Genomic DNA, 19,157 nt, shown 5'->3' with positions numbered 1-19,157 from the left:
GGCCCCCTACGGCGCTGCCCCTCCACCATGCTCCGCATGGTCCCCCTCCCCGCGAAGCGGGGAGGATTTGCCGAAAACTCAGTAGCTCTGCAGCGCCCGGACTTCCAACGCCGCCAGCGGGGCGCTGGTGATGGCCTGGGCGGCGGCGAGGGCGCCGGCGCTGGTGGTGTAGTAGGGGATCTTCATCATCAGGGCCGTGCGGCGCAGCTCGAAGCTGTCCGACAGCGACTGCTTGCCCTCGGTGGTGTTGAACACCAGCTGGACCTCGCCGTTCTTCATCGCATCGACAATGTGAGGGCGGCCTTCCAGCACCTTGCGGACCGGGGTCGTCTCGATGCCCTGCGAGCGCAGCCACTCGCCGGTGCCGGCCGTGGTCAGCACCTTGAAGCCGGCCGCCTGCAGCAGCTTCACCGGCTCGATGATCCAGGGCTTGTCGCTGTCCTTGACCGAGACGAAGGCCGCGCCGCCGGTCGGCAGCTCGACGCCGCCGCCCAGCTGGCTCTTGGCGAAGGCGCGGGCGAAGGCCGGGGCCATGTCGGCTTCGCCGTCACGCTTCCAGTCCAGGCCCATGACCTCGCCGGTCGAGCGCATTTCCGGGCCCAGCACCGTATCCACGCCGGGGAAGCGGGCGAACGGGAAGACCGCCTCCTTCACCGCGATGTGGTCGTAGGGTTTGTCGACCAGGCCGAAGCTGGCCAGGGTCTCGCCGGCCATGATCTTGGCGGCGATGGCGGCGACCGGCGCGCCGATGGTCTTGGCCACGAACGGCACCGTGCGGCTGGCGCGCGGATTGACCTCCAGCACGAAGATGCGCGGCGTGGCCGAGTGCGGCTCCTCGATGGCGAACTGGACGTTCATCAGTCCACGGACGTTCAGCGCCAGGGCCATCTCGACGGTCTGGCGCTTGAGCTCGGCGATGATGTCTTCGCGCAGGGAGAAGGGCGGCATGGAACAGGCGCTGTCACCCGAGTGCACGCCGGCTTCCTCGATGTGTTCCAGCACGCCGGCGACGAACACGTCCGTGCCGTCGCACAGGGCGTCGATGTCCACCTCGGTGGCGCGGCTCAGGTACTGGTCGATCAGGATCGGGGCGTCGCCGCTGACCTCGACCGCGGTGCGCACGTAGCGCTCCAGCTGGGCGTCGTCGCGGATGATCTCCATGCCCCGGCCGCCCAGCACGTAGGAGGGTCGGATGACGATCGGGTAGCCGACCTCGTGGGCGGCGGTGAAGCACTCCTCGGCGCTACGGGCCAGAGCGTTGACCGGCTGGGCGATGTCCAGCTTGTGCAGCAGCTGCTGGAAGCGCTCGCGGTCCTCGGCCAGATCGATGGCGTCGGGGCTGGTGCCGAGGATCGGCACGCCGGCCTGTTCCAGCGGGTGGGCCAGCTTCAGCGGCGTCTGGCCGCCGAACTGCACGATCACGCCGGCCAGCGTGCCGTTCTTCTGCTCGACGTGGATCAGTTCCAGCACGTCCTCGGCCGTCAGCGGCTCGAAGTACAGGCGGTCGGAGGTGTCGTAGTCGGTCGAGACGGTCTCGGGGTTGCAGTTGACCATGATCGACTCGATGCCGATCTGGTCCAGCGCGAAGGCCGCGTGACAGCAGCAGTAGTCGAACTCGATGCCCTGGCCGATGCGGTTGGGACCGCCGCCGAGGATGATCGCCTTCTTGCGGTTCGACGGTTCGGACTCGCAGTCGGGGATCTGGCCCAGCGCGCCGGTCTCGTAGGTCGAGTACATGTAGGGCGTGGTCGCGGCGAACTCGCCGGCGCAGGTGTCGATGCGCTTGAACACCGGGCGGATGTTCATCGCGTGGCGGCGGGCGCGGACCTCCATCTCGGTCAGGGCGGTCAGCTTGGCGAGGCGGGCGTCGGAGAAGCCCATGGCCTTGAGCTTGCGCAGGCCGTCTGCGGCCGGCAGGCCGGAGGCGCGGACCTTGCCTTCCTGCCGCACGATCTCGGCGATCTGGCGCAGGAACCAGGGCTCGTAGGAGCAGGCGCCGTTGATTTCCTCGACCGTCAGGCCGTGACGGAAGGCCTGTGCGATCACAAGCAGGCGGTCGGGGGTGGGCGTGCCCAGCGCGCGCAGCACGGCGGCGTGGGCGGTGTCCGGATCGGCCGTGCCAGGAATGTCGATCTCGTCGAGGCCCGACAGGCCGGTTTCGAGACCGCGCAGGGCCTTCTGCAGGCTTTCGGAGAAGGTGCGGCCGATGGCCATGACCTCGCCGACCGACTTCATCGAGGTGGTCAGGTAGGGCTCGGCGCCCGGGTATTTCTCGAAGGCGAAGCGGGGGATCTTGGTGACGACGTAGTCGATGCTCGGCTCGAACGAGGCCGGCATGGCGCCGCCGGTAATGTCGTTGGCCAGTTCATCGAGGGTGTAGCCGACGGCCAGACGGGCGGCGACCTTGGCGATCGGGAAGCCGGTGGCCTTGGACGCCAGGGCCGAGGAGCGCGAGACGCGCGGGTTCATCTCGATGACGACCATCCGGCCGTCGGCCGGGTTGATCGCCCACTGGACGTTGCTGCCGCCGGTCTCGACGCCGATCTCGCGCAGCACGGCGATCGAGCCGGTCCGCATGCGCTGGTATTCCTTGTCGGTCAGCGTCAGGGCCGGGGCGACGGTGATCGAGTCGCCGGTGTGCACGCCCATCGGGTCGATGTTCTCGATCGAGCAGACGATGATGCAGTTGTCCGCCGTGTCGCGGACCACCTCCATCTCGTACTCCTTCCAGCCGAGCACGCTCTCCTCGATGAGCACCTCGGTGGTCGGCGACAGGTCCAGCCCGCGCAGCACGATCTCCTCGAATTCCTCGAGGTTGTAGGCGATGCCGCCGCCGGTGCCGGCGAGGGTGAAGCTGGGCCGGATGATCGCCGGGAGGCCGACGAAGGCCAGACCCTCACGGGCCTCGTCCATGTTGTGCGCGGCCTTGGACTTGGGGCTCTCAAGGCCCAGCTTGTCCATGGCGTCGCGGAATTTCTGGCGGTCCTCGGCCTTGTCGATGACGTCGGCCTTGGCCCCGATCATCTCGACGCCGTACTTCGCCAGCGTGCCGTTGGCCTCCAGCGCCAGCGCCGTGTTCAGCGCCGTCTGGCCGCCCATGGTCGGCAGCAGGGCGTCCGGACGCTCCTTGGCGATGATCTTGGCGACGATCTCCGGCGTGATCGGCTCGATGTAGGTCGCGTCCGCCACGTCCGGGTCGGTCATGATCGTGGCCGGGTTCGAATTGACCAGGATGATGCGGTAGCCCTCGGCCCGCAGCGCCTTGCAGGCCTGGACGCCGGAATAGTCGAACTCGCAGGCCTGGCCGATGACGATCGGCCCTGCGCCGATGATCAGGATCGAAGAGATGTCGGTCCGCTTGGGCATGCTCGTCTCGCGCACAAGGGCGGTCGCGCAGATCTGCGCGCCCGGCCCCGTTCAAACTGCTGGTTAAGGGGCCGGTTTAGAGACGGACTCAGGCTGGTGCAACCCGCTTTGCCACTGTCATCCCGGCCGCAGGGCGCAGCCCCCCCGGGTCGCGCGGAGCGCGCCCGAGGGTAAACTCCGAGCCGGGACCCAGATTCTGCTTCATGCACCCTGAATGGGATCCTGTCCGGGTCCCGGATCGGCCCTGCGGACCGTCCGGGATGACAGCGGGAAACAAGCCTCCAACACCTCAGGCGCTCGTCGTCAACTTGAGCATCAACGTTCGATGCAGTTGACTCAATGTTATGTTTGTTTTACATCACGTTCAAATTGTTGAACACGAAAGGAGCGGCCATGCCGTATCGTGAGAAATCCAACCTGCTGGCGCTGGCGGCGATGCTCATCGCCTACGGCCCCTATTTCGTGGTTGCGGCGATGGCCCCGGTCCAGACCGTGGTGACGCCCAGCCTGCTTCTGCTGACCCTGTTCGCGGCGGTTTCCGTCGCGCGGTTGCTGATCCTCGGCGTCGGCTACCTCTGGTTCCGGATCAAGACGCCGGAGGATGTTCGTGAGCCGGCCGACGAGCGGGACCGTGCGATCACGCGCCGATCGACCACCGTCGCCTACTATGTGCTGATGGCGGGCACGCTCGTGGCGGTCGCCATCATGCCGGTCTGGTTCGCGGGCTGGACCATCGTCAACGCCGGCCTGTTCGCTATCGTGCTGGCCGAAATCATCCGCTGCATCGTCGCGGCGGTAAGCTATCGGCGGGGCTGGAATGGCTGAGGGCGCGATCACCAACCAGATCCGCACCCTGCGCTTCCTCGCCGGGGAGATGTCCCAGGCGGAGCTGGGCCAGAAGATCGGCGTCACCCGTCAGACGATCGCCGCCATCGAGGCCGGGAAATACTCGCCGACGCTTGAAGCGGCCTTCCGCATCGCCGAGGTGTTCGGCAAGCCGCTGGACGAGGTGTTCCAGTGGGTGAAGGGCTGAGCCTTCCTCCCCCTGCGGGGGACGACTGGCGCAGGAATTGACCATCCCTCCCCGGCGGGACTACGACTCGCCTCCAACAAGAAAACAAAGGGAGGTTTCCATGCGTATCCTGCTCGGCGCCGTCGCGGCGCTCGCCCTGTCGGCCACGGCGGCCTTCGCCGGCGATGAGGTCCTGGCCTCGCGGTTCGGCAACACCACGATCACCACCGACGGCAGCGGCCAGTCCTCGAAGATCTACTACGAGGCCGACCACAGCTTCACCGGCGTCCAGGGCGAACAGCAGCTGGCCGGCACCTGGGCGGTCAAGGGCAGTCAGGTCTGCCTGACCTTCACCAGCGATGCCCCTCCGGGATATCCGAACCCGATCTGCACCCCGGTCGCGGCGCATGCCGTCGGCGAGACCTGGACCGCGGGCCCGTTCACGGTCCAGCTGGTGGCAGGGCATCAGTAGGGAGTAGGGCGGGGACATGTACCGCAGGTACGTGTCCCCCAATCGAGCTGAACAGGGGTTAGGGAACACACGTACCCAAGGGGTACGTGTCGCCGCGCCTTACGCCCTGGCTTTGTCCATCAATCCCGCGAACCGCTCGAACAGATAGAGACTGTCCGTCGGGCCGGGCGAGGCTTCGGGGTGGTGCTGGACGCTGAACACCGGCCGGTCGGTCAGAGCCAGGCCGGCGTTGGTGCCGTCGAACAGCGACACATGGGTCTCGGTGACCGGCGCCGGCAGGGTGTCGCGGTCTACGGTGAAGCCGTGGTTCATCGAGACGATCTCGACCTTGCCGGTCGTCAGGTCCTTCACCGGGTGGTTGGCCCCGTGGTGGCCCTGTTCCATCTTCACCGTCTTCGCGCCGAGCGCCAGGGCCAGCATCTGGTGGCCGAGGCAGATGCCGAACACCGGCGTGCCGCTCTCGACCAGCTTGCGGATTTCGGGGACGGCGTATTCGCCGGTCGCGGCCGGGTCGCCCGGGCCGTTGGACAGCAGGACGCCATCCGGCTTCCGGGCCAGGATGTCCTCGGCCGGGGTGTTCGCCGGAACCACCGTGGCGCGGGCCCCGATCGAGCTCAGCGCCCGCAGGATGTTGCGCTTCACGCCGTAGTCGAGAACCACGACCTCATATTTCGGCGCATCCGGCCTGGCGTAGCCTTCCGGCCAGTCCCACAGGCCCTCGTCCCAGACGAAGGTCTGGCGGGTGGTGGCGTCCTTGGCCAGGTCGAGGCCTTCGAGACCGGACCAGGCGCGGGCCTTGGCGACCAGGGCATCCAGATCGAACTGGCCGTCGGGGCTGTGGGCGATGACCGCATGCGGCATGCCCTTTTCGCGGATCGTCCGGGTCAGGGCGCGAGTGTCGACGCCGGCCAGGCCGATGACGCCGCGGCGGGTCATCCAGCCGGCCAGATCGCTGTCGGCGCGCCAGTTGGCCGGGTCGGTCGGGACGTCGCGGAAGATGGCGCCGCGCGCGGCCGTCTCGCTGCCGCCGCTGATCTGTTCCAGGTCTTCGACGTTGGTCCCGACGTTGCCCATGTGCGGAAAGGTGAAGGAGACGATCTGGGCCATGTAGGAGGGGTCCGTCAGGATCTCCTGGTAGCCGGTCATGGCAGTGTTGAAGCAGACCTCGCCGACCGCATCGCCGACCGCACCGACGCCGACCCCCTGCAGGACCGTGCCGTCAGCCAGCGCCAGGACGCCGGTGACGCCGGGAAGAAGGGTCTGCGTCATGATCGGGGTTCCTGGCGGCGGGTCAAACGGGCGCGTTGGTAGTGAGTCGGGCCGGTCGGGTCAAATCCTAACGCGGCTCTCCCACGTCGCGCTCCGGCGAGCATCATGAAAAATGCTTCACTTGTCCCATTTGTGAGACATACATAAGGAGGTTCGCGTCAACGAGAGGCCTGTCCATGACCCGTCTTGCCGCCCTGTTCTGCCTGATCGCCCTTGTCGCCGCGCCGGCCCGGGCCCAGGAAGTTTCCCTGCCCGAGACCCTCGCCCAGGCGATGGAGGGCAAGACCGTGCCGGCCGTGGGCATCCTCGTCATTCGCGACGGCAAGGTCGTCGGCCAGGCCGTGCGCGGCGTGCGCCGGATCGGCGAACCGGCGCTGGTGGCGCTGTCCGATCGCTGGAACATCGGCTCCGACGCCAAGGCCCTGACCGCGACCCTGATTGGCCGGCTGGTCGAGCGCGGCAAGCTGCGCTGGGACACGCCGCTGGCGAAGATGCTGCCTGAGCTCGCCGGGACCATGCGGCCGGAATATCGCGACGTGACCCTGCTCGAGCTGCTGTCGCACCGCGCCGGCCTGCCGGAAAACACCGGCGACATGGCCTTCTTCACCACCTTCTACGCCGACACCCGGCCGTTGCCGGCGCAGCGCCTCGCCTATGTCACGCGGGCGCTGACCGAGGCGCCGGTGGGGCCGGCCCGCGGCGAGTCGAGCTACTCCAACACCGGCCTGATCCTCGCCGGGGTCATCGCCGAGCGCGTCATGGGCAAGCCGTTCGAACAGCTGATGCGGGACGAGGTGTTCCGGCCGCTGGGCATGACGTCCGCCGACTACAGCCAGGCGCCCGGCGCCGGTGAGCCCTTCGGCCACCTCGACGGGCGCGTGTCGACGACGGCCGAGGCCAATCCGCAGATCATCACGCCGGCGGGCGGCCTGCGCCTGTCTCTGGCGGACTGGGGCCGGTTCGCAGTCGACCAGCTGGAAGGCGAGCGCGGGCGCGGCAAGCTGCTCAAGGCCGAAACCTACAAGCTCCTCCACACGCCACAGGGAGACACGATCGACGCGCTCGGCTGGGGCGTTCCGCCGGCCATCGCCGGCCGCCAGGGCCCGGTGCTGACCCATGGCGGGTCCGACGGAAACTGGTTCGCCTTCATCTGCCTGTTTCCGGGCAGCGAGAACGGTGTTCTGGTGGTGGCCAACGCCGCCGAAAGCATGGGCGGCGACGCCGCGGTCAAGACGGCGGCCAGGGCGCTCATCGTCACCCTCGCGCCGCCCGTCCCGGCCGCGCCCGCCGCGCCGTAGGAGACCTCTGATGCTGCAGATGCGCCCCAACTGTGAGTGCTGCGACCGCGACCTGGCGGCCAATGGCGGCGATGCGCGCATCTGCTCCTTCGAATGCACCTTCTGCGCCGATTGCGCGGGGGAGAAATTCGAAGGCCGTTGCCCCAACTGCGGCGGCGACCTCGTCGTCCGCCCGCCGCGCCCGGCGACCCTGCTGGCGAAGTATCCGGGCAGTATGGAGCGGGTGGTGAAGCCGCACTGAACCTTCTCCCCCCGGGAGAAGGAAGCTAGAACGCCCCCATGACCATCACCACGGTCGGCCTCGATGCCGATGACACCCTCTGGCACAACGAGACGCTTTTCCGCCTGACGCACAAGCGGTTCACCGATCTGCTCGCCCCCCACTGCGACGAGGCGACGCTCGAGGCGCGGCTGGCCGAGACGGAAAAGCGCAACCTGCGGCTCTACGGCTACGGGGTGAAGGGCTTCACCCTGTCGATGATCGAGACGGCCATGGAGCTGACCGACGGCGCCGTCGAGACGTCGGTAATCCGAGAGATTCTCGCCGCCGGGCGCGAGATGCTGACCGAGCCGGTCGAACCCCTGCCGGGCGTCGACCATGCGTTAGCGCAGCTGTCGGAGCGCTATCGCCTGGTGCTGATCACCAAGGGCGACCTGCTGCACCAGGAGCAGAAGCTGGCCGCGTCTGGCCTCGGAGACCTGTTCGCGGCCGTCGAGATCGTCAGCGAGAAGGACGCCGACACCTATCGCCGGGTGTTCGCCCGCCATGGCACGGGGCCGGAGCAGGCCGTGATGGCCGGCAATTCGGTGCGGTCCGACGTCATCCCCGCGCTGGAGGCCGGCTGCTGGGGCGCGCTGATTCCCTACCCGCTGGTCTGGGCGCATGAGGCCGCGTCGGCGCCGGCTGATCATTCGCGGTACGTGGAACTGGCCTCGATCTCGGACCTGCCGGCCTGGGTGGATGGACTGTCATAGGGACAGACACCCAAAGGTGTCTGTCCCGAACGCCCGCCAAATCCGCTCATCCCCGCGAAGGCGGGGACCCAGGCGTTTTTGAACTGGCTGCTCTGCGTGCAAGATAGACGTGGGACCTTCTGCGACACTTGAGGCCGTCCCTGAAAAAACCTGGGTCCCCGCCTTCGCGGGGATGAGCGGAGTATGGGAATGGCGCGCGCGTTTCTGGTCACGGTTCTCTCGGCCTGCCTTCTCTCCTGGTCCTCCGCGTCCACCGCCGCGCTGCCGGCCATGCCCTGGGCGCAGAAGGGCCAGCCGTTCGATATCGTCATCCGCAACGGCACGGTCTACGACGGCTCGGGCGCGGCGCCGTTCGTCGGCGACGTGGCCATCCGGGGCGATCGCATTGTCGCCGTCGGCCGGAAGCTCAAGGGCCCGCGCCTCACCGAGATCAACGCCACCGGGCTCGCCGTCGCGCCTGGCTTCATCAACATGCTCAGCTGGGCGACCGAGAGCCTGCTGGCCGACGGCCGCGGCCTGTCCGACCTGAAGCAGGGTGTGACGCTCGAGGTGATGGGCGAGGGCTCGTCGATGGGCCCGTGGTCCGAGAAGATGCGCAAGCAGGAGCTGGCGCGGCAGGGCGACATCAAGTTCCAGATCACCTGGTCGACCCTCGACGGCTACCTGACCCATCTCGAAACGCTGGGCATCGCCCAGAATGTCGCCTCGTTCGTCGGCGCTGAGACCGTTCGCACCAACATCCTCGGCGAGGAGGACGTCGACCCCAGCCCGGCCGAACTTGCGCGGATGCGGGCGCTGGTGGTCCAGGCCATGGAGGAGGGCGCGCTCGGCGTCGGCTCGTCGCTGATCTACGCGCCGGGCAGCTATGCCGACACCGATGAACTAGTTGGCCTTGCGACCGAGGCCGGCCGCTGCGGCGGGATGTACATCAGTCATATGCGCAGCGAGGGGAACCGGCTGCTGGAGGCGATCGACGAGTTGATCGAGATCTCGCGGCGCTCGGGCGCGCCGGCGGAAATCTATCACCTGAAGGCGGCCGGGAAGCAGAACTGGGCCAAGCTGGACGCCGCCATCGCGAAGATCGAGGCGGCGAGAGCCAGCGGCCTGCGCATTACCGCAGACATGTACACCTACACGGCCGGTTCGACCGGCCTCGACGCGGCGATGCCGACCTGGGTCCAGGCGGGCGGGCGTGAGGCCTGGATCAAGCGGCTGAAGGATCCGGCGACGCGCAAGGAGGTCATCGCCGAGATGCGGGTCGACAGCCCGGCGTTCGAAAACCTCTACCGTTTCGCCGGACCTGAGGGGACGCTGCTGGTCGGCTTCCGCAACCCGAAGCTCAAGCCGCTGACCGGCAAGACCCTGGCCGAGGTGGCGAAGATGCGCGGCGTCAGCCCCGAGGACGCGGCCATCGACCTCGTCATCGAGGACGGCAGCCGGGTGCAGGTGGTCTATTTCCTGATGAGCGAGGAAAACGTCCGCAAGGAAACGGCCTTGCCGTGGATGAGCTTCGGCTCCGACGCCGGCGCGCTCGCGCCGGAGGGCGTGTTCCTGCAGTCGAGCACGCACCCGCGCGCCTACGGCAACGTTGCGCGGCTGCTGGGCAAATATGTGCGTGTGGAGCGGTCCCTGACGCTTCAGGACGCCGTGCGGCGCCTGTCGGCGCTGCCGGCGCACAATCTGGGTCTGCATGACCGCGGCATGCTCAAGGCCGGGAACTTCGCCGACGTGGTGATCTTCGACCCGGCCACGGTGGGCGATACGGCCACCTACGAGACGCCGCGCCAGTTCGCCACCGGCATGCGGTGGGTGCTGGTCAACGGCGGCGTGGCGCTGAAGGAGGGCGAGCCGACGGCGCTCGCCACCGGCCGAGTCGTGCGCGGGCGTGGCTGGAAGGGCTGGCCGGACGGGGGATGTCGCGCCAGCGCGAAGGACTGGAGCTGGTAGAGTAGCTTCGATCCTCCCCGCGAAGCCGGGGAGGGGGACCACGCGCAGCGTGGTGGAGGGGGCTGCGCCGGAGACGGCAGTTCTGCCCCCTCAGTCACGCTCCGCGCGACAGCTCCCCGGCAAGCGGGGAGCACTCTTCAGCGCTTTGCCCGCCTCAGCAGCAACACCGTCCCGTAAAGCGGCAGGGTCGCGGCGAGGGCCCAAAGGCTCGGCGCCAGCATCGACGGGTCTGACGCGGCGACGACCCAGACGGAGAAAGCCGCGCCGGCGATCGCCAGGGCGCGGGCAGCCAGCCGCCTTCCGGGGGCCTCGATCCGACCGGCGAAGGTCAACAGGGCCAGGGCGCACAGCGCGTACATCGCCATCGACAGATTGACCGCGATGTTGATCAGCACGGCGAACTGCTTGCCGAGCGTCGGCGACATGCTCGAGGCGATTACCGCCGACATCAGCAGGCCGGTCAGAAGGAGATCGCGGACGGGCGCGCGGGCCGGGTCCGGACTGGACAGGGCCCGCGGCAGGAATCCGGCCGCCGCGCCGCTTCGGGTGGCTTCGGCGGTCACCAGGATCCAGCCGCCCAGCGTTCCGGCAGCCTTGAGCATGGCGCAGATGGCGATGATGGCGGCGGCCGTCGGGCCGGCCAGGGTTGCGATGGCGTCGGCGAACGGCGCCGACGACCGGGCCAGCGTCGCCGCGGGGATGGCGCCCATGAGGGCCACGGAGGCCGCCATGTAGACCGCCGCCGCCAGGCCGACGCCGCCGAGCGCGGCCAGCGGAATGTTCCGCTCCGGATCCCGGACCACGGCGGCGGCCATGCTGGCGCTTTCCAGTCCGAGGAAGGCCCAGAAGATGGGCGCGAGCGAGACGCTCACGGCCTGGGGCAGGGGTTTGCCGGTGACGTTCCAGCCCGCCGCGAAGGTGTCCGCGTCGAAGGCCAGCAGTCCGAGCACGGTCGCCACGACGATCGGCGCCAGGCCGATCAGCAGGGTCATCCCGCCCAGGCGCGTGACGGTCTTCGCGCCGATGATGTTGGCCAGGGTCATCAGCCAGATGAAGCCGATCGTGGCCCACACGCCGGCCAGAGGCTCCTTCAGCGCCGGGATGAAGAACGAGAGATAACCGGTGATCGCCAGGGCGATGGCTGGCACGCCGGCCCAGTTGGCCAGCCAGTAGAGCAGCCAGTTGGCGAAGCCGAAGAAGGGATGCAGGCCCTGGGCGGGATAGTCGACCAGGCCGTCCGGCGTCGGCTTGAGGATCGCCAGAAGGGCGAAGACGCCTGCGAGCAGCGCCGCCCCCGCCGATCCGATGATCCAGCCGATGATGGTGGAAGAGCCGATCGCCGCCAGTGTCGCCGGCAGCAGAAACACCCCCGAGCCGATCATGTTGCCCGCGACCAGCACCGTCGCCAGCAGCGGTCCGATACGGCGAGCGGCGGAAGCTGTCTCTGTCATGACCGAAGTGGTTCGCAGTTCGCCCGGCGCGTCAACGACCCTTGTTCGCCGGCGAGCGCTTGACGGGTCGGGGGCCCCAGCGGTCAAAGTCGCTCCGCAACGGCCCGGGAGATGCGCCATGAGCTTCGATACGCCCCTGACTCTCGTGGGACCGCTGCGCGCGCCGCGCCAGATGTTGCAGGACCAGGAGTACGGCGGCCACAGCTCGATCCATGACGACGCCATGGCCGAGAAGCTCGGCTTCCGCGCCGGGCCGATCGAGGGGCCGACCCACTTCAGCCTGTTCCCGCCGCTGCTGGCGAAGATCTGGGGCAACGCCTGGTTCGAGCGCGGCTGCCTGTCGGCTCACTACCAGAACATGGTCGTCGAGGGCGAAGAGCTCCGGGCCATCGTCGAGATCCCGCCCGAGGGCGCCACGCGCACGCTGGTCCGGGCGGAAAAGGCCGACGGCACGCCGGTGCTGGAGGCTTCCGCCAGCCTCGGCCCCGATCACGGCCAGACCCTGCTCGAAGCACGCATGGCCGCGCTTCGCCCGACCGGCAAGCTGCTGATCCTCGAAGACCTGAAGGTCGGCATGGCCGGCGCGGTCGACGAACTGGTCACGATGGCCCCCGACCAGAACATGGGCGCCCTCTATCCGTTTTCGCTCAACGAGAAGCTGGCGCGGATCACCGAAAACTCGCCCTGGTACAGCGACGCCAACGCCTCGCCCTGGGGCCGGGCGATCATCCCGCTGGAGATGGTCAGCGTGCTGGCGGAATACTCCAGCCACGCCGCGAAGTTCCCGGTGAAGGGGCCCGCCGTCGGCCTGTTCGCGGACCAGGAAATCCGCATGATCGACGGGCCGCTGTTCGTCGGCGAGACCTATCTGATCCGCCGCGAGATCGCCGCCCTGGCCGACAGCCGCCGCACCGAGTCCTACTGGGTCCGCAGCCGCATCTTCGACGCCACGGGCCAGCGACAGGTGGCCGAGATGCTGCTCAATCACGCCACGCTGAAGGACAGCTACGCCGGCTACAGCGAGGCCGCGCCGGTCTGAGATACAGGCCTGTATTTTCCGGGTCGCATGTCACAGCGGGAGCGGGTTCCTCGTCTGGCAAGGGAACACGGAGTTTTCCCATGAACCGATGGATCGCGATCGCGCTGGCGGTGCTGCTCGGCGGCAATGGCCTCTTCATGCTGGCCGCGCCGCTGGCCTGGTACGACGCCGTGCCGGGGGTGACCGCCACCGGCGCCTATAACCCGCACTTCATCCGCGACATCGGCATGGCCTATCTGGTCGTGACGCTGGGACTGGGCTGGTTCGCCTGGCGGCCGGCTGAGGGCTGGCCGGCGCTGGTCTGCGCGGCGGCGTTCCAGCTGCTGCACGCCGCCATCCACATTGGCGACGGGGCCTGTGGCGCCAGTCCGCTCAGCGACTTCGCCCGCGACTTTCCCGGCGTTTTCCTGCCGGCCCTGCTGACCGCCTGGATCGCCTGGCGCTCGCGTCCTTCCGGAACAGGAGCCTGACCATGCTGAAGGCCTTCTTCCGCGCCCAGATCCGCAAGGTCGAGAAGCAGTGGGGCTACGACGCCGCCTACATGCATGACTTGCTCGATGCCGGGACCGGGACCTTCTTCCGCTTCAGCTTCGTGCCGACGCTCGGACACAGCAAGGACGCCCCGGCGGCGGCCATGGCGGCGGCAGCGATCGTCGGGACCCTGGCCGAGGATTGCGGCCCCTGCACGCAGATCAGCGTCGACATCGCCACCGCCAGCGGCGTGAAGCCGGACATCCTGCGGGCCATCCTCGCCGGCGACCGCGCGGCCATGGGCGAGACGGCGGCCCTCGGCTACGACTTCGCCCAGGCGGTACTGGACCGGAACCTGGCCGACTCCGAGGAGGTCCGCGCCGAGATTGTCCGGCGCTGGGGCCAGAAGGCCGTGGTGGCCCTCAGCCTCGCCCTGACCACCGCGCGGATGTATCCCGCGCTGAAATACGGACTCGGCCACGGCAAGACCTGTTCCCGCGTGATCGTGGCCGGCGAGCCGGCGCCGTTCCACCGGCCGGAGCTGCTCGCCGCTTGACCGACGCTGTCGCCCTTTTCGAGCAGGAGCGGCCCCGCCTGAAGCGGCTGGCCTACCGCATGCTCGGGTCGGTGAGCGAGGCCGAGGACATGGTCCAGGACGCCTGGCTGCGCTGGGACCGGGCCGGGGCGAGCGCCGACAATCCCCAGGCCTGGCTGGTCCAGACCGTGACCCGCCTGTGCCTTGATCGCCTGAAGTCCGCCCGCGCGCGCCGCGAGACCTATGTCGGCCCCTGGCTGCCTGAGCCGCTGATCGAGGAGATCGCGGATGATCCGCTGGAACGGGCCGAGGACGTGTCGGTGGCCTTCCTGCTGGCGCTGGAACGGCTGTCGCCGCTGGAGCGGGCGGTGTTCCTGCTGCACGACGTTTTCGACCAGGACTATGCCGCCGTGGCCGCCGCGCTTGGCAAGGGCGAGGCCGCGGTGCGCCAGTTGGCCAGCCGGGCCCGGACGCACATCCGCGACGCCCGTCCTCGCTTCAGCGTGCCCCGCGAACAGGCCGAGCGCCTGGCCGCCGCCTTTCTCGCCGCCTCGGCCGCCAACGATGCGCAGGCCCTGTCGCGCCTGCTGGCCGAGGACGCGGTGCTGATCTCCGACGCCGGCGGAAAACGCCCGGCGGCCCTGCGACCGATGATCGGGCGGGAGGACGTTCTGCTGCTCCTGCGGGGTCTGGCCAGCCGGGGGACGATCCCGCTGGCCGGCGACGCCCGGCCGGCGCGGATCAACGGGCTTCCTGGGATGATTCTCAGAGATCCGGTGGGCCCGACCATCATCGCCTTCCAGCCCGATGAAACCGGCGAGCGCATCGCGGCGATCTACATCATGCGCAATCCGGAGAAGCTCGGGCATGTTCTCCCCTCTCCCTGACGGGAGAGGGAGGGGCCCGACGCGGAGCGGCGGGAGGGTGAGGGGTTACGGCGTGGTCTAGCCTGCTCAGACCGTAAGCCCTCAACCTCCCACCCTGCTCGCAAGCTCGCGGGCGGGCCCCTCCTTCTCCGTCCGGGAGAAGGAATCCATGGGCGACTAGCGCCGAGCGGCGTCTTCCGCGATATGCTGCCCGAATGCGTTTCGACGACCGCTTCCTCGAAGAGATCAAGTCGCGCCTCCGCCTGTCGGACGTGATCGGCAAGACCGTGAAGCTGAAGCGTCAGGGCCGCGAGTACGTCGGCCTGTCGCCGTTCACCAAGGAGCGTTCGCCCAGCTTCTTCGTCAACGACGACAAGGGCTTCTTCCACGACTTCTCCTCCGGCAAGCATGGCGACCTGATCAGCTTTCTGCAGGAGACCGAGCGGCTCAGCTTCGTCGAGGCCGTCGAGCGGCTGGCCGGGGAGGCCGGGCTGCAGATGCCCGCGCCGGACCCTCGGGCGGCCGAGCAGGAAAAGCAGCGCCAGGGTCTGACCGAATGGCTTGAGATGGCCGCCGTCTGGTTCGAGGGCGAACTGCGACGGCCGTCGGGCAAGGCGGCGCGCGAGACGCTGATCCGCCGCGGGCTTCCGGAACAGGAGTGGGCCCGCTTCCGGCTGGGCTTCGCGCCGTCGGGTCGTACGGCGTTGAAGGACTATCTGATCGCCAAGGGTGCACGGCCGGCCGAACTCGTCGAGGCGGGTCTGCTCATCGCGCCGGAGGACGGCGGCGCCCCTTGCGACCGCTTCCGCGACCGGATCATCTTCCCGATCGCCGACCAGCGCGGCCGGATCGTCTCGTTCGGCGGCCGGGCGATGGATCCGGAGGCGCGCGCCAAATACCTGAACGGCCCCGAGACCAGCGTCTTTTCCAAGGGGCGGCTGCTGTACGGTCTGCCCGAGGCGCGCAAGATCCTGCACGCGGGCCCGCCGTCGGCCGATGGCGCGGACGCGGCCCTGGTGGTGGTCGAGGGCTACATGGATGTGATCGCCTGCCAGCGCGCCGGGATCGCCGCCATGGCGCCGATGGGCACGGCCCTGACCGAGGAGCAGATGGAGGTGCTCTGGCGCCTGCATCCCGAGCCGACGCTGTGCTTCGACGGCGACGGGGCCGGACGGCGCGCCGCCAGCCGGGCGATCGACCGGGCCCTGCCGCTGCTCAAGCCGGGCAAGAGCTTCCGCTTCGCCATCGTCACCGGCGGCAAGGACCCCGACGACGTGCTGCGCGAACAGGGACCGGCCGCCCTGCGCGCCCAGCTGGCCCAGACCACGCCCTTCGCCGACGCCCTGTTCACCCGCGAGCGCGACCAGGAGCCGCTCGACAGTCCCGAACGCAAGGCCGGGCTCAAGGCGCGGCTGCGCGAGAAGGCCAACACCATCGCCGACAAGGACCTGGCCCAGGCCTATCGCGATGACCTGCTCGGCCGGTTCGATCTGCTGTTCCAGAAGCCGCAGCAGGGCGCGCGGGCGCCGTTCACGCCGAACCGCCCATGGAAGCCGGGTGGCAAGCCGGGCATGGTTTTCGAGTCCGCGTTCCCTACACCGGAGGGCAAGGCGGCGGCCAAACGGCTGTCCACGGCGCTGGATCCGCTGGCCGCGGCCCTGGCCAAGGCGGTGCTGGAGGACCCCCACCGGCTGGACGATCATCTGGAGACATTCGAGAAGGCCGGGTTCGGCGATCCGGCGCTGTCGGCGCTGGCCGCTGAAATCATTCGTCTTCGTCTGGAGGCTGACCACCTTGACTCCGGGGCGCTCAACCGCCATCTGCGGGATCGTGGATTTGCCGGGCTGCTGACTGACATCGACCGGGCCGCTGCTCAAGCAGGCGCGCCCTTCCTGAAACAGGATGTCACCCTCGCCACCGCCAGGTCCCAGTGGACGTACGCTTTTGAGGTTCTGAACCGATTGGCTGCGCTCGAGGCTGCCATTACGTCCGCCAAGGGTAACCTTGGGGGCCGTTCAGACATGGCGGCGCTGGAGCGACTGAAAGCCGAACGGGACACTCTCAAGCGATCCGTGCGCTCGGGAACCCTGTGGACGGACGGTGAACCTATCCCCTGAGACGCTTTGCCGCGTCCCACGCCTGTTTCACTTGGCGTCCCGCCCAGACCGGGGGCGGCCCGCCGGAGATCGCCATGAGCACGACCGCCACCGACCAGTCCGACGCCCCCGAGGCCCCCGAGAAGGACGGCCCGCTCCTCGACCTCACCGATGCCGGGGTCAAGAAATTCATCAAACAGGCCAAGGCCCGCGGCTACGTCACGATGGACGAGCTGAACAAGGTGTTGCCGAGCGAGGAAGTCACCTCCGAGGCCATTGAAGACACCCTGGCCATGCTGTCCGAGATGGGCGTCAACGTTGTCGAGGCGGAAGAAGACGCGGCCGACGGCGAAGGCGGCGAGGTCGCCAACCGCGAAGAAACGGCCATCGTCACCGAGGCCGAGACCAAGTCGACCTACGACCGCACCGACGACCCCGTGCGCATGTATCTGCGCGAGATGGGCAGCGTCGAACTGCTGTCGCGCGAGGGCGAAATCGCCATCGCCAAGCGTATCGAGGCCGGCCGCGACACGATGATCCGCGGCCTGTGCGAAAGCGCCCTGACGTTCGAAGCCATCATGGTCTGGCGCGAGGAGCTCGGCACCGGCCGGATCCTGCTGCGTGAAGTGATCGACCTGGAAGGCACCTACGGCGTGATGTTCCCGGCCGCGCCGGTGATCGTGCCGACCGAGGACGCCGAGCCGGCCGAGCCCAAGGAAACCGTCGACGGCGAGGAAAAGCCTGAAGGCGAGGACGACGACGACGACTTCGATGACGGCGCCGGCCCGACCGTCAGCGCCATGGAAGGCGAGTTGCGCGAAAGCGTCATGGAGACCCTCGACGCCATCGCCGCCGAATTCGACGCCTTCCGTCGCCTGCAGGAAAAGCTGGTCGAGCGCCGGCTCAAGGGCGGCGACCTGAAGGATGAGGACCGCAAGGCCTACGAGGCCGCCTCCGGCGCCATCGTCACCCGCCTGAAGACCCTCAAGCTGAACAACAATCGTATCGAGGCCCTGGTCGATCAGCTCTACGCGATCAACCGTCGCCTGATCGCGCTGGAAGGCCGCCTGCTGCGTCTGGCCGACAGCTACGGCATCAGCCGCGCCGAGTTCCTCAAGGCTTATTTCGGCGCCGAGCTCGACCCGAACTGGTCAGAGAAGGTCAAGGCGCTGGGCGTGCGCTGGACCAAGTTCAGCGAGAACGACGACAGCTCGATCCGCGATATCCGTCAGGAAGTCGCGGCGCTGGCCACCGAGACCGGCGTGCCGATCGACGACTATCGCCGCATCGTCCAGACCGTGCAGAAGGGCGAACGCGAGGCCCGTCAGGCCAAGAAGGAAATGGTCGAGGCCAACCTGCGCCTCGTGATCTCCATCGCCAAGAAGTACACCAACCGCGGCCTGCAGTTCCTCGACCTGATCCAGGAAGGCAACATCGGTCTGATGAAGGCGGTCGACAAGTTCGAGTACCGCCGCGGCTACAAGTTCTCGACCTATGCCACCTGGTGGATCCGTCAGGCGATCACCCGCTCGATCGCCGACCAGGCGCGGACCATCCGCATCCCGGTGCACATGATCGAGACGATCAACAAGATCGTCCGCACCAGCCGTCAGATGCTGCACGAGATCGGCCGCGAGCCGACCCCGGAAGAGCTGTCCGAAAAGCTGGCCATGCCGCTGGAGAAGGTCCGGAAGGTCCTGAAGATCGCCAAGGAGCCGATCAGCCTCGAAACGCCGATCGGCGATGAGGAAGACAGCCATCTCGGCGACTTCATCGAGGACAAGAACGCCATCCTGCCGATCGACGCGGCCATCCAGTCGAACCTGCGCGAGACCACCACCCGCGTGCTGGCGTCGCTGACGCCGCGCGAGGAACGCGTCCTGCGCATGCGCTTCGGCATCGGCATGAACACCGACCACACCCTGGAAGAAGTCGGCCAGCAGTTCTCGGTCACCCGCGAACGCATCCGGCAGATCGAGGCCAAGGCCCTGCGCAAGCTCAAGCACCCGAGCCGGTCGCGGAAGCTCAGGTCGTTCCTCGACAGCTAGGCAAGACAGACAAGGGCGGCTCTCACGGGCCGCCCTTTTTGCTGATTCCTGGCTACGCCCCGCGCATCAGCACGCCCGCGGTCAGGACGCCGAAGGCCAGTACGAGCGTGTCGATGACATGGGCGCTGACGAACGGGATGCCGACGTTGCCGTAGTGGGCGACGGCCGCGGCGATGGCCAGCGCGAGCGAGACCGCGAAAAGCGGCATCGACGGCGCGGTCAGCACCAGGGATCCTTGACGGTAGGCCATGCGGGTCTCTCCGGGAGGGCGCGATCGCGCCTGTGCCTGAGCAACGCCTGTCGCCGACCGCC

The 19,157-nt window shown here is 68.4% G+C and carries 17 protein-coding genes; 13 read left to right on the top strand and 4 right to left on the bottom strand.

From position 1 onward, the window contains the following. Positions 1-78: 78 nt before the first annotated feature. Positions 79-3,366 carry a carbamoyl-phosphate synthase large subunit gene (carB, locus tag ACODSL_RS04945; RefSeq protein WP_488899522.1) on the bottom strand — a complete coding sequence of 1,096 codons (3,288 nt, stop codon included), beginning with the start codon at positions 3,364-3,366 and terminating at the stop codon, positions 79-81. A 393-nt stretch (positions 3,367-3,759) separates the two neighbouring features. Here carB and ACODSL_RS04940 point away from each other — a divergent pair, with 393 nt between their 5' ends. From ACODSL_RS04940 to ACODSL_RS04930, 3 genes are all read left to right on the top strand, one after another. Further along, complete coding sequence (locus ACODSL_RS04940; RefSeq protein ID WP_488899521.1) at positions 3,760-4,191, top strand: hypothetical protein; 432 nt, start codon at positions 3,760-3,762, stop codon at positions 4,189-4,191. Beyond that, entirely contained in the window at positions 4,184-4,399 is a 216-nt protein-coding gene (locus tag ACODSL_RS04935) for a helix-turn-helix transcriptional regulator (RefSeq protein WP_488899520.1), read from the top strand. The genes ACODSL_RS04940 and ACODSL_RS04935 overlap by 8 nt, the downstream gene beginning before the upstream one ends. 100 nt (positions 4,400-4,499) lie before the next feature. Further along, positions 4,500-4,850 carry a hypothetical protein gene (locus ACODSL_RS04930; RefSeq protein WP_488899519.1) on the top strand — a complete coding sequence of 117 codons (351 nt, stop codon included), beginning with the start codon at positions 4,500-4,502 and terminating at the stop codon, positions 4,848-4,850. A 99-nt stretch (positions 4,851-4,949) separates the two neighbouring features. Here ACODSL_RS04930 and carA read toward each other — a convergent pair whose 3' ends face one another. After that, the gene (gene carA / locus ACODSL_RS04925; RefSeq protein WP_488899518.1) at positions 4,950-6,119 is read right to left on the bottom strand and encodes a glutamine-hydrolyzing carbamoyl-phosphate synthase small subunit; all 1,170 of its coding nucleotides are present in this window, start codon (positions 6,117-6,119) and stop codon (positions 4,950-4,952) included. A gap of 176 nt (positions 6,120-6,295) precedes the next feature. On the opposite strand from carA, the gene ACODSL_RS04920 reads away from it, so the two are divergent. From ACODSL_RS04920 to ACODSL_RS04905, 4 genes are all read left to right on the top strand, one after another. Further along, the gene (locus ACODSL_RS04920; protein WP_488899517.1) at positions 6,296-7,417 is read left to right on the top strand and encodes a serine hydrolase domain-containing protein; all 1,122 of its coding nucleotides are present in this window, start codon (positions 6,296-6,298) and stop codon (positions 7,415-7,417) included. Positions 7,418-7,427: 10 nt separating this feature from the next. Then, positions 7,428-7,658, top strand: coding sequence for a DUF1272 domain-containing protein (locus tag ACODSL_RS04915; RefSeq protein WP_488899516.1), 231 nt, complete (start codon positions 7,428-7,430; stop codon positions 7,656-7,658). Between the two features lie 38 nt (positions 7,659-7,696). Continuing rightward, the gene (locus ACODSL_RS04910; protein WP_488899515.1) at positions 7,697-8,392 is read left to right on the top strand and encodes an HAD family hydrolase; all 696 of its coding nucleotides are present in this window, start codon (positions 7,697-7,699) and stop codon (positions 8,390-8,392) included. A 189-nt stretch (positions 8,393-8,581) separates the two neighbouring features. After that, complete coding sequence (locus ACODSL_RS04905; protein WP_488899514.1) at positions 8,582-10,339, top strand: N-acyl-D-amino-acid deacylase family protein; 1,758 nt, start codon at positions 8,582-8,584, stop codon at positions 10,337-10,339. Between the two features lie 137 nt (positions 10,340-10,476). Here the strand turns inward: ACODSL_RS04905 and ACODSL_RS04900 are convergent, their stop codons facing one another. Then, entirely contained in the window at positions 10,477-11,790 is a 1,314-nt protein-coding gene (locus tag ACODSL_RS04900; RefSeq protein ID WP_488899513.1) for an amino acid permease, read from the bottom strand. A 118-nt stretch (positions 11,791-11,908) separates the two neighbouring features. Between ACODSL_RS04900 and ACODSL_RS04895 the strand changes: the two genes are divergently transcribed. From ACODSL_RS04895 to rpoD, 6 genes are all read left to right on the top strand, one after another. Then, positions 11,909-12,829 (top strand): hypothetical protein, encoded by a 921-nt coding sequence (locus tag ACODSL_RS04895; RefSeq protein ID WP_488899512.1) that lies wholly within the window; start codon positions 11,909-11,911, stop codon positions 12,827-12,829. Between the two features lie 80 nt (positions 12,830-12,909). Next, positions 12,910-13,299: a hypothetical protein gene (locus ACODSL_RS04890; protein ID WP_488899511.1), complete on the top strand. Its 390-nt coding sequence runs from the start codon at positions 12,910-12,912 to the stop codon at positions 13,297-13,299. A gap of 2 nt (positions 13,300-13,301) precedes the next feature. Beyond that, positions 13,302-13,856 (top strand): hypothetical protein, encoded by a 555-nt coding sequence (locus ACODSL_RS04885; protein WP_488899510.1) that lies wholly within the window; start codon positions 13,302-13,304, stop codon positions 13,854-13,856. Next, positions 13,853-14,722 carry an RNA polymerase sigma factor SigJ gene (gene sigJ / locus ACODSL_RS04880; protein ID WP_488899509.1) on the top strand — a complete coding sequence of 290 codons (870 nt, stop codon included), beginning with the start codon at positions 13,853-13,855 and terminating at the stop codon, positions 14,720-14,722. The genes ACODSL_RS04885 and sigJ overlap by 4 nt, the downstream gene beginning before the upstream one ends. Positions 14,723-14,916: 194 nt before the next feature. Further along, positions 14,917-16,818 (top strand): DNA primase, encoded by a 1,902-nt coding sequence (gene dnaG / locus ACODSL_RS04875; RefSeq protein WP_488899508.1) that lies wholly within the window; start codon positions 14,917-14,919, stop codon positions 16,816-16,818. 74 nt (positions 16,819-16,892) lie between these two features. Beyond that, positions 16,893-18,845, top strand: a complete 1,953-nt coding sequence (gene rpoD, locus ACODSL_RS04870; RefSeq protein WP_488899507.1) for an RNA polymerase sigma factor RpoD — start codon at positions 16,893-16,895, stop codon at positions 18,843-18,845. A gap of 52 nt (positions 18,846-18,897) precedes the next feature. On the opposite strand, the gene ACODSL_RS04865 is transcribed toward rpoD, so the two are convergent. Beyond that, a complete protein-coding gene (locus ACODSL_RS04865) occupies positions 18,898-19,095 on the bottom strand; it encodes a hypothetical protein (protein WP_488899506.1) in 198 nt (65 codons plus the stop codon). Positions 19,096-19,157 lie beyond the last annotated feature (62 nt).

This window comes from Caulobacter sp. FG121, assembly GCF_057809815.1.
Note: the sequence above shows the minus strand (reverse complement) of the source record. Positions and strands in the feature narration are given on the sequence as shown.